General features: G+C 31.5%; 11 protein-coding genes. 2 read left to right on the forward strand and 9 right to left on the reverse strand.

Annotated features, from left to right (window positions below; translation table 11 throughout):
• Positions 1–42: 42 nt before the first annotated feature.
• From HMPREF2930_RS09095 to deoC, 4 genes are all read right to left on the reverse strand, one after another.
• Positions 43–393: a DoxX family protein gene (locus HMPREF2930_RS09095; protein WP_017176095.1), complete on the reverse strand. Its 351-nt coding sequence runs from the start codon at positions 391–393 to the stop codon at positions 43–45.
• Positions 394–395: 2 nt separating this feature from the next.
• The gene (gene deoB, locus HMPREF2930_RS09100; RefSeq protein ID WP_017176094.1) at positions 396–1,580 is read right to left on the reverse strand and encodes a phosphopentomutase; all 1,185 of its coding nucleotides are present in this window, start codon (positions 1,578–1,580) and stop codon (positions 396–398) included.
• An 11-nt stretch (positions 1,581–1,591) separates the two neighbouring features.
• On the reverse strand, positions 1,592–2,893 hold the full coding sequence (locus tag HMPREF2930_RS09105) for a pyrimidine-nucleoside phosphorylase (RefSeq protein ID WP_017176093.1): 1,302 nt from the start codon (positions 2,891–2,893) through the stop codon (positions 1,592–1,594).
• Between the two features lie 61 nt (positions 2,894–2,954).
• Positions 2,955–3,617, reverse strand: coding sequence for a deoxyribose-phosphate aldolase (gene deoC, locus HMPREF2930_RS09110; protein ID WP_017176092.1), 663 nt, complete (start codon positions 3,615–3,617; stop codon positions 2,955–2,957).
• Between the two features lie 146 nt (positions 3,618–3,763).
• On the opposite strand from deoC, the gene deoD reads away from it, so the two are divergent.
• On the forward strand, positions 3,764–4,474 hold the full coding sequence (gene deoD, locus HMPREF2930_RS09115) for a purine-nucleoside phosphorylase (protein ID WP_017176091.1): 711 nt from the start codon (positions 3,764–3,766) through the stop codon (positions 4,472–4,474).
• A gap of 84 nt (positions 4,475–4,558) precedes the next feature.
• Here deoD and HMPREF2930_RS09120 read toward each other — a convergent pair whose 3' ends face one another.
• The 5 genes from HMPREF2930_RS09120 to HMPREF2930_RS09140 form a co-directional block, all read right to left on the reverse strand.
• Positions 4,559–4,999 (reverse strand): Dps family protein, encoded by a 441-nt coding sequence (locus HMPREF2930_RS09120; protein WP_017176090.1) that lies wholly within the window; start codon positions 4,997–4,999, stop codon positions 4,559–4,561.
• Positions 5,000–5,209: 210 nt separating this feature from the next.
• Entirely contained in the window at positions 5,210–5,605 is a 396-nt protein-coding gene (locus HMPREF2930_RS09125; RefSeq protein ID WP_017176089.1) for a thiol-disulfide oxidoreductase DCC family protein, read from the reverse strand.
• Positions 5,606–5,755: 150 nt separating this feature from the next.
• Positions 5,756–7,129 (reverse strand): EVE domain-containing protein, encoded by a 1,374-nt coding sequence (locus HMPREF2930_RS09130; protein WP_017176088.1) that lies wholly within the window; start codon positions 7,127–7,129, stop codon positions 5,756–5,758.
• Positions 7,130–7,527: 398 nt separating this feature from the next.
• A complete protein-coding gene (locus HMPREF2930_RS09135; protein WP_017176087.1) occupies positions 7,528–8,460 on the reverse strand; it encodes a type I phosphomannose isomerase catalytic subunit in 933 nt (310 codons plus the stop codon).
• 341 nt (positions 8,461–8,801) lie between these two features.
• Entirely contained in the window at positions 8,802–9,458 is a 657-nt protein-coding gene (locus tag HMPREF2930_RS09140) for an SDR family oxidoreductase (RefSeq protein ID WP_002448697.1), read from the reverse strand.
• Between the two features lie 155 nt (positions 9,459–9,613).
• On the opposite strand from HMPREF2930_RS09140, the gene HMPREF2930_RS09145 reads away from it, so the two are divergent.
• The gene (locus tag HMPREF2930_RS09145; RefSeq protein WP_002448641.1) at positions 9,614–9,940 is read left to right on the forward strand and encodes an ArsR/SmtB family transcription factor; all 327 of its coding nucleotides are present in this window, start codon (positions 9,614–9,616) and stop codon (positions 9,938–9,940) included.
• Positions 9,941–9,966 lie beyond the last annotated feature (26 nt).

Here is a 9,966-nt window from a genome sequence, read left to right on the forward strand (position 1 = left end):
TAGATACTTTATGTCCCGGACTCATTGTTTATTTAAGTTTTATTATAATTTTTTTACAATAGCTATTAAAATGAATTGAAGTGGTAATCTTAAGTATAATGCCCACTTAGGAATAGATTTATTTCCTAATGGTAATTGCTTTCTTGCCATGTAAATGTTTCCTGGAAAAACCGCAAGTAAAAATGCATTAATACCTTTTTTCAACCAATCCGCAGGTTTTTTAGCTAATAACATAACTCCAAAGAACATTTCAAATACGCCTGTCACTAAAACTGCTGTTTTTCGTAATGGTAAATACTCCGGTACAATCGATCTAAATTGACGTTCCTTTGTAAAATGTAGTATTCCTGCTGTTCCAAATGCTAAACCTAACAAATATCTCATTATTTTCATAATTATTCAACTCCCATTTCTTTTAAATAACTTTTTCCGTATTTTGGCAATTCAACATTGAAATTATCTGCAATTGTTGCACCAATAGAACTAAATGTTGTATCTCCTGATAATTCATGGTATGCATCTATTTTAGGGCTAAACATAAGCACTGGAATATATTCTCTAGTATGATCTGTTCCCTCTGCAATTGGATCATTACCATGATCAGCAGTAATAATCACTAAATCATCTTCTTGTAAATTATCAATTAATTCTGGTAAGCGTTCGTCAAAATCTTTAATGGCTTGTGCATAACCTTCTTTATCACGACGATGACCATATAAAGCATCAAAATCAACAAGATTTAAGAAACTTAATCCATTAAAGTCTTTTTTGACAACTTCTATTAACTTATCCATGCCATCCATATTATTTTTTGTACGAATGGCTTCAGTTACACCTTCGCCATCATAGATGTCATTGATTTTACCAATAGCAATAACATCATAATCACTATCTTTTAATGTATTCATAACAGTTTTACCAAATGGTTTTAAAGCATAATCATGACGATTAGATGTACGAGTAAAGTTTCCTGGTTCACCAACATATGGACGTGCAATAACACGGCCAATTAAGTACTTAGGATCCTTAGTTAATTCACGAACCTTTTCGCAAATATCATACAATTCTTTAAGTGGGATAATATCTTCATGTGCAGCAATTTGAAGTACTGGGTCTGCACTAGTATAAACAATTAAATCCCCTGTTTTCATTTGATGTTCGCCTAATTCATCAATAATTGCAGTACCTGAAGCAGGTTTATTTGCTACAACTTTTCGACCTGTCATTTCTTCAATCTCTTGAATTAATTCGTCAGGAAATCCATTTGGATAAACTTTAAATGGTTGCATGATATTTAGTCCCATAATTTCCCAATGTCCTGTCATCGTATCTTTTCCAACAGAAGCTTCACTTAATTTAGTATAAAAAGCACCTGGTTGTTCAACTTTATTGACTACTGGCAAATCTTCAATATTACCTAATCCTAATTTTTCTAAATTAGGTAATGATTGGTTAAAACCTTCTAACGTGTGTTTTAATGTGTGTGAACCTTCATCATTAAAAGCTGCAGCATCAGGTGCTTCACCAATACCTACTGAATCCATGACAATTAAATGTACTCTTTTAAATGGTGTCGTCATATTTAACACTCCTACTCTGTAATTATTTTATGAATTAATGTTGGTGTTTTTGCTTGCGCTTTAATTTCGATACTTTCGTCAAGTTTCTTAATTACATCATCAACATTTTCACGATTACTGTGAATCGTTAATAAAGACTCTCCTTCATTGACGTTGTCTCCTACTTTCTTATTCAACACAATGCCAACACTTAAATCTATGTCATCTTCTTTCGTTTGTCTTCCCGCACCTAACATCATTGAAGCAACGCCAATTTCATTAGCAATAAGCTCTGAAACTACACCACTTGATTTTGCTTTATAATCAATTTGATATTCGGCAGTCGGTAATAACTCCGGTGAATCGACAACTGAAGCATCGCCACCTTGATTTTCTAAAAATGTTTTGAATTTATCTAATGCTGAGCCATTTTCAATGGCTTCATTGAGCAATTGACGCGCCTCTTCAAGTGTACTTGCTCTTTCAGCAAGTACGACCATTTGTGAACCAAGCGTTAATACTAGTTCAGTTAAATCTTCAGGTCCTTGACCATTTAATGTATCAATCGCTTCTTTTAATTCTAAAGCATTCCCAATCGCACGACCAAGTGGTTGGCTCATATCTGAAATAATAGCCATTGTATTTCTACCAACATTATTTCCTATGCTAACCATAGCATGTGCTAAAGCCTCGGCATCTTCTAATGTTTTCATGAATGCACCATTTCCAGTTTTAACATCTAGGACGATTGCATCAGCACCCGCGGCAATTTTCTTACTCATGATAGATGATGCGATTAAAGGAATAGAGTTAACTGTTCCTGTAACATCTCTTAATGCGTATAGTTTCTTATCTGCAGGTGTTAAATTGCCTGTTTGTCCAATCACTGCAACTTGATCTTCATTAACAAGTTTAATGAAGTCCGCTTCAGAGATTTCAACATGAAACCCATCAATAGATTCTAATTTATCAATCGTACCACCCGTATGTCCTAAACCACGGCCACTCATTTTGGCAACTGGCACTCCCACTGCAGCTACTAATGGTGCCAACACTAATGTCGTCGTATCTCCAACGCCACCAGTTGAGTGTTTATCTACTTTAATACCATTGACTTTTGATAAATCAATAACATCACCTGAATTAACCATTGCCATAGTTAAAGCTGCACGTTCTTCTTCATTCATATCTTGGAAGAAAATCGCCATAGCTAAACTTGAGGCTTGATAATCTGGGATATCTCCTTCCGTGTAGCCTTTGATAAAGAATTCAATTTCCTCTTTAGATAATGATTTTCCATCGCGTTTCTTTTCAATAATATCTATCATTCTCATCATTCTGAACTCCTCTCAAAATAAGCTGTTGTATCTGTATGCTGTTACATCAACTGCATGATTAATAATCAGAATCTGACTCTAAACCTTGAATAATTTGGACACCAGCACTCGCACCTATACGTGTAGCGCCTGCGTCAATCATTTTATTGAAATCTTCTAAATTACGTACGCCACCTGAAGCTTTAACCTCTAATTCGTCTCCCACAGTGTCTTTCATTAATTTCACATCTTCTGGTGTAGCGCCTCCCCCAGCAAAGCCAGTTGATGTTTTAACGAAATCTGCACCAGCAGCTTTTGCTAGTTCACTTGCTTTCACTTTTTCATCGTCTGTTAAAAGAACAGTTTCAATAATAACTTTCACTATTTTTCCATTAGCTGCGCCAACTACGCCTTCGATATCTTTTTGAACGTCTTCATATCTTCCATCTTTAAGTGCGCCTATATTGATAACCATATCAATTTCTGACGCGCCATTTTTAATCGCATCTTCTGTTTCAAAAATCTTTGTAGCGGTTGTTGTAGCTCCAAGTGGGAACCCAATCACTGTACATACAAGCACATCAGAATTCACAAGCTGTTCAGAAGCATACTTAACGTGGGTTGGATTAACGCAAATCGATTTAAAATGATACGCCTTAGCTTCAGAAATAATTTTATCAATCTGTTGACGTGTTGATTCCGGTTTTAAAAGTGTATGATCAATATATTTTGAATATTCCATAAAAATTTCCTCCAATGTATTGCTCGAAAGCCAACTGTATTAACATAATTTATATGTTTCTTTCATTTATATAGTACAAAAATTCGCAAAAATTTTAAACAAATGTTATCTTTATTTTGAATAAAAATGTTAAGGAGAAGATATTCATGACAAACGGTACACCTCATATTCAACCTAATGGAACTAAAATTGCTAAAACAGTATTAATGCCTGGGGATCCATTACGTGCAAAATATATTGCTGATAACTTTTTAGAAAATGTTGAGCAATTTAATGAAGTACGTAATATGTTTGGATACACTGGCACATATAAAGGTAAAGAAATCTCAGTAATGGGTTCAGGTATGGGTATTCCAAGTATTGGAATTTATTCGTATGAGCTTTATAATTTCTTTGATGTTGATACAATTATTCGAATTGGTTCATGTGGTGCATTACAAGAGAATGTGAATTTATATGATGTCATTATTGCTCAAGCTGCTTCAACTAATTCAAATTATGTAGATCAATTTAATATTCCTGGTCACTTTGCTCCAATTGCAGATTTTGAGTTAATTACTAAAGCTAAACAAGTTGCTGATGATATCGGAGCAGTTACACATGTTGGAAATATTTTATCATCAGATACGTTTTATAATGCCGATAAACATTTTAACGATAGTTGGAAGAACATGGGTATCTTAGGTATTGAAATGGAATCAGCTGGCTTATATTTAAATGCAATTCATGCTGGTAAAAAAGCATTAGGTATTTTTACTGTAAGTGATCATATCTTAAGAGATGAAGCTACATCAGCTGAAGAACGTCAAACATCATTTACTCAAATGATGGAAATTGCTTTAGAAATCGCTGAATAATCACTTATCAATGTTAATATTAAAGTTAAAAGAGCCATTGTAGACGTTTTATCGTCCACAATGGCTCTTTTTAAAATAGAATATTTAAACTAAATAAGATTTAAACATCCAATTATGTTTATCTACTGATGTTTGCATGCCAATAAACATATCTTCTGAAACATCGTCTCCTGCTTCTCCTGCAACTTCAATTGCTTTTCCAAGTTGTTTAGAAATTTGAGTTAAATCTTCAGAGAAAGCTTTAACCATTTCTTCAGCAGTGTAATGTGTTTCTGCTTCTTTTACAATTGAAAGTTCTAAACTTTCTTTTAATGTTGCTACTGGGTTACCTCCAATTGCTAAAATACGTTCTGCTAAATCGTCTACATATTGACTAGCTTCATTGTATAATTCTTCAAATTTTTCATGTAATGAGAAGAAATTAGGACCTTTAACATACCAATGGAAGTTGTGTAATTTTGTATATGCTACTGTCCAGTTTGCTACTTGTTGATTTAATTCTTTTACTACATCTTGTTGAGTCATCGAATCTCTCCTTTTTTGTACTTTTATACAGCCAAGTCTCTCTTTTACAATCATAATTATATTATAATAATTATAATCTGTAAAGTCATTTTACACACGCAACTTAAAAACACTAATACTTATGAATAAATATATAGAATCATTATCAAAAGCTTTATAATATATAATCAAAATATATAGATATTATCAATTAAAAAATAGTTTTCTCATTTATTGTCTATCATCATCAATAAAGAATGATTTTTCATATGCGTTTGGTTTATGCCAATGTGTTTTCCACATTTTATCTCTATTATTAGCAAACAGTCGATAACCTAAATTTCTTATTGGTAATGGCATTACTCTAAGTAGTATACCTAACCATTTTTTACTACTTAATGTTGTGATTAATTTTGCTACTGCAGTAGTCTCGTAATATAAACGATCTCCTTCTTGTAGTATCACACTATTTTTATTTTTAGCTTCGGGATGTTGTTTAAATAAATGTTGTCCCGCTTCTCCTTTTAACATCGCAAACTCATAATTTTTAGGTAAACCATGTTGTATTAGCCAAATACAATAATTATAACAATACACACAATTTCCATCGTAATAAACGATTGGCATGTTCCGTCACCTTCCTTTTTAACCTATTTAATATATTCCTTTTACAAGGACTCATTAAACACAGAAAAAGTGGATATAGAATTTATTTCAAATTCTATATCCACTTTAACTAATTATACATTATGCTGTTTTTATCTAACTTGTTTGACATTATGCATCATGGTTCACTTTTACAATACGTGTATATTTTAAAAATTGTTGTGAATATTTATTTTTTATATCTTCTAACTTTTCGTATGTTACGCCAATAATATGCCAATTAGGATTAAAATGATAAAAAGAATCTTTTTCACGAGACCAAGTAATCATGTTACCGTCTTTATTATATCTAGGTAATGTAACTTCGTACCCTTCTAAAACATTAATATAAGTTTGAAATATATCTGGATCAAGTCTATTAAAGTTATCAATCACTAAGTAACTTTTGTCATTTTTAGGCATAAGTTGTGTAATAAAACCTTCTCTATAATATAAGGCACCTGTCTCATTAGGTAGATATTTGCCATATAACATATCTTCACTAAAGTCAGGGTGACCACTAGTAATAACTGGATTAGCATTCGTTTTTTGTAAAAGATTATTGGCTGCTTTCAAACCTTCTTCACGTTTATCTACAACGAGTAAAATAAAAGGTTTAATGGTCTCATCATGAGCCGTATTGAATCCTGGTTTTTTAATAGTCTCAAATGGTGTTCTAATCCCATCATTTTCACTCATGTCTATAATAGCATCGTATTGTGCTTGACTCATACTTGCTATTGCTTGCTTAGCATTTTCTTGTAAAAAGTATAAGTTCTTTAATTTAGGATGTTTATTTAGTGCTCCTAATGTAACAGGAGTGATATTCTTTTCATAATAAATCTCAATTGCAGTACTATTAGTACGACCAGGAATTGGAGGTTTTTCATGAATATGACGAGATACTTCACCAATTCCTACGACCGATTGATTACTATTCTTATCATAAAATATTAAATTATCCCCTACTTCTAATTGGTTATAAAAATGATAACCATTCCGTTTAATTCCATTATAAGTATGTGTAAAAATCGTATAATGGGTATCAGGTTCAAATTTTTCAGTTTCAGATAAAAAGAAATATCGAGGTAATTGAATGTTACCTTTTCCTAACTCAACGATTAATTGAAACTCCTCTTTTGTGAGTTGATTTATTAACGTTTCTCGCATATTATTCATTCGATAATCTAGCACTTCACTACGTTTTAAATAGTCAGTAGTTAAAGGCTTTAACTCTTCATTAAATTTAAATTCAACTCTAATTTTATTTTGTGCTCCTGTTTGAACACTAATAATTTCCCCAATTCCTAATAATCCAGTATCTGTTTGTACTTGATAAAAAATCACTTGATCGCCAATTTTAGCTTTTTTGAACGCTCGAAAACCCTGAGTAGGATTGAACTGTGCTCCAGACTCAAATAAAGTTGTTTGTCCAACTAATGGTTCATTATGGTTCCATCTTGTATATCCACAATTTAACCAAAAGTAATTTACTTCTTCTGCCATCTAGAATCTCCTTCTTACTTATTTTAAATTTAGCATCTTTATTCATGTATATATTAATATTAATTTTAGCACCTATTAGTCATTTTTAGATCGCTTAAATTTAAATATATGAATAGTCTATAAGATTTCGTTTTTTTTATTTTATCATATTTTTTTAATAGAGTTGACGTATTATTAAATCACTTTTTAAATTCAAAAAAGTGAAATAGAATCATATGAATCCTCACAAAATTCCATTTCACTATTAAAATATACTATCTCATTATTTAAACATTATTAGATTTCCGATTAACAGGAAGCGGAAGATAAAAAACTTCTAGATTCAGCTATCACACAAGAAAATCATGCTAGATATAGAAATTATTCCAACACGTCTGCTTATAAATTAAATTGATTAACTAAATATAACTTATAATTAGAGTGAACTCTCCTTCAAATACGCTATCTAAATCTTCAGAAGTTAAAATAAAATTAGATCCCTTTTCTAGCTTAAAGATTTCACCATCTGTAATCACTTGTCCACGACCTTCTAATACAGAAATAAGACAAAATTCACGAGGCTTCATATAATTAAGCGTTCCACTTATTTCCCATTTAACCATTGTAAAAAAGTCATTAGATACAATTTGGCTACGTTTATGATTTTCTACAATTGTAGTTTCAGGTACTATAGTAGGTGCATTTGCAGTAAATTGAATCACGTCTAATGCTTTGCTAACTTCTAATGATGATCCATCAGTTCGATTACGTTCATAATCATATACTCTATATGAAATATCAGATGATTGCATTGTTTCATATACTAAAACGCCAGAACCTATAGAATGAAGCATTCCAGCTGGTATAAAATAAAACTCACCTGGTTTAACTTTGATTCTTTCTACTGCATCCAACACCGCGTCTTCTTTTATCTTATTCTCAAATGTTTCTTTTGAATCAGCAGAAGTACCGAGTATAATTTCAGCGTCTTCTTCTGCATCAATAATATACCAACATTCAGACTTACCATATTGACCATTTTCAAATTCATATGCATACGAGTCGTCAGGATGAACGTGAATAGATAGAGGATGTCTTGCATCCACTATTTTACATAATAAAGGGAAATCTTTACTTGGAAAGTCTCCAAATAATTCTCTATGATCATTCCATACTTGATCTAATGTTTGACCAGCATACTGACCATTTTCAATCATATTTTTTCCATTCGGATGTGCAGAAATACCCCAGCATTCTCCAGTTTGTTCACTTGGTATGTCGTAATTAAATTGATTTAACTTATTACCGCCCCATATTTTTTCAAAGAAAATAGGCTTTAAAAATAATGGCATGATTGCACCTCCTAAAACACGGTTATTGCTTCTCTCTTTATTTTAAAGTGAAATATCGTATTTAAATGATTATGTATAATTAGAACAATTGATGACCCACTTTATCTTTAAATTACTATCTATTTAAGCTTTTAATATATCAGATAACTAATTCTATATGAAAGCTGTTTCGCTTCTATCGTTAAACAAAAATTTTCACTCATATGTTTATTATATCAATTTCATTATTAATTTAATAGAAATTATATATATTAATAAAAAAGAATAGAACAGCAAGTTTTAAAACTCACTGTCCTACTCTAACACAGAACTTTTCATTTGTAATTAATTATCTAACTTAACTACTCAAAACGAGATAATGCTTCTTGAATAGATTGATGCCCTGAAAGAATTTGAAATTCTTTATTTTCAAATTTATTTTCAGAAGTCGCTACGTGTTTTAATACAGAAGCCACATCTTCGCGTGGAATTGTACTTCCTTCATCAAAATACAAGTCAGCTTTAATTTCACCAGTACCTGATTTATCTTCTAAACCACCTGGATGAACGATTGTATAAGTTAGTCCAGAATTTCTTAAATGATTATCTGCATAGTGTTTTGCAATTGTATAAGGTTTTAAATCTCCACTTGCATCAAATGCTTCACGACGTGAATCGTAAGTAGAAACCATTACATAATGTTTAACATTTGCTTTTTTACTTGCTTCAATCGTTTTCACTGCACCATCTAAATCAACAATGATTGTTTTATCAGCACCTGTGCTACCACCTGAACCAACTGAGAAAATAACTTTATCAAAGCCTTTGAATTTCTCAGTTAAATCATCAATACTATCTTTTTCTACATCTATTAAAATGGCATTAACACCTTGATCTTTTAACGCACTTTCTTGTTCTTCTTTACGAACACCGGCTGTAAAATCAACTTGATCTTCTTTTAATTGGTTAACCAATTTAGAACCTACGCCACCATTAGCACCAATAACTAATATACTCATAAACTTATTTCCTCCTTCAATTCATTTCATAGTTTATTAATACCACTTAGTATCATTTTTAAACTTATTTACTATATATCATTGACACTTAGACAAGGACACTATATATTAATATATGAATATATATTAATATATTAAAGAGGAGGTCTCATGTGATGTCCAATACAAATAAAGATAGAGATATATTTATAGATGAATACATGCTTAACCGTTTAACTGAGACATTTAAAGCGTTAAGCGATTATAACCGTTTACGTATTTTAGAATTGTTATATAAAGGTGAAGCTAGTGTTGGGCATATTACGCATACATTAAAATTAACTCAATCAAATGTATCGCATCAATTAAAGAGTTTAAAACAAGCAGGCCTCGTTAAATCGTCACGTCATGGACAATCCATGATTTATTCTATAGACGATCAACATGTTTCTACTTTATTAAAACAAGCCATTCAACATGCTCATCATCAAAGAGGTGAATAATAAATGTCTAATCACACACACCATCA

Source organism: Staphylococcus sp. HMSC068C09, from assembly GCF_001813735.1.
GTDB lineage: Bacteria > Bacillota > Bacilli > Staphylococcales > Staphylococcaceae > Staphylococcus > Staphylococcus hominis.

What these genes read in the sequence shown, in the direction of transcription:
- HMPREF2930_RS09095 (WP_017176095.1), bottom strand. Translation starts at nt 393, where the DNA reads ATGAAAATAATGAGATATTTGTTAGGTTTAGCATTTGGAACAGCAGGA.
- deoB (WP_017176094.1), bottom strand. Translation starts at nt 1,580, where the DNA reads ATGACGACACCATTTAAAAGAGTACATTTAATTGTCATGGATTCAGTA.
- HMPREF2930_RS09105 (WP_017176093.1), bottom strand. Translation starts at nt 2,893, where the DNA reads ATGAGAATGATAGATATTATTGAAAAGAAACGCGATGGAAAATCATTA.
- deoC (WP_017176092.1), bottom strand. Translation starts at nt 3,617, where the DNA reads ATGGAATATTCAAAATATATTGATCATACACTTTTAAAACCGGAATCA.
- deoD (WP_017176091.1), top strand. Translation starts at nt 3,764, where the DNA reads ATGACAAACGGTACACCTCATATTCAACCTAATGGAACTAAAATTGCT.
- HMPREF2930_RS09120 (WP_017176090.1), bottom strand. Translation starts at nt 4,999, where the DNA reads ATGACTCAACAAGATGTAGTAAAAGAATTAAATCAACAAGTAGCAAAC.
- HMPREF2930_RS09125 (WP_017176089.1), bottom strand. Translation starts at nt 5,605, where the DNA reads ATGCCAATCGTTTATTACGATGGAAATTGTGTGTATTGTTATAATTAT.
- HMPREF2930_RS09130 (WP_017176088.1), bottom strand. Translation starts at nt 7,129, where the DNA reads ATGGCAGAAGAAGTAAATTACTTTTGGTTAAATTGTGGATATACAAGA.
- HMPREF2930_RS09135 (WP_017176087.1), bottom strand. Translation starts at nt 8,460, where the DNA reads ATGCCATTATTTTTAAAGCCTATTTTCTTTGAAAAAATATGGGGCGGT.
- HMPREF2930_RS09140 (WP_002448697.1), bottom strand. Translation starts at nt 9,458, where the DNA reads ATGAGTATATTAGTTATTGGTGCTAATGGTGGCGTAGGTTCTAAATTG.
- HMPREF2930_RS09145 (WP_002448641.1), top strand. Translation starts at nt 9,614, where the DNA reads ATGTCCAATACAAATAAAGATAGAGATATATTTATAGATGAATACATG.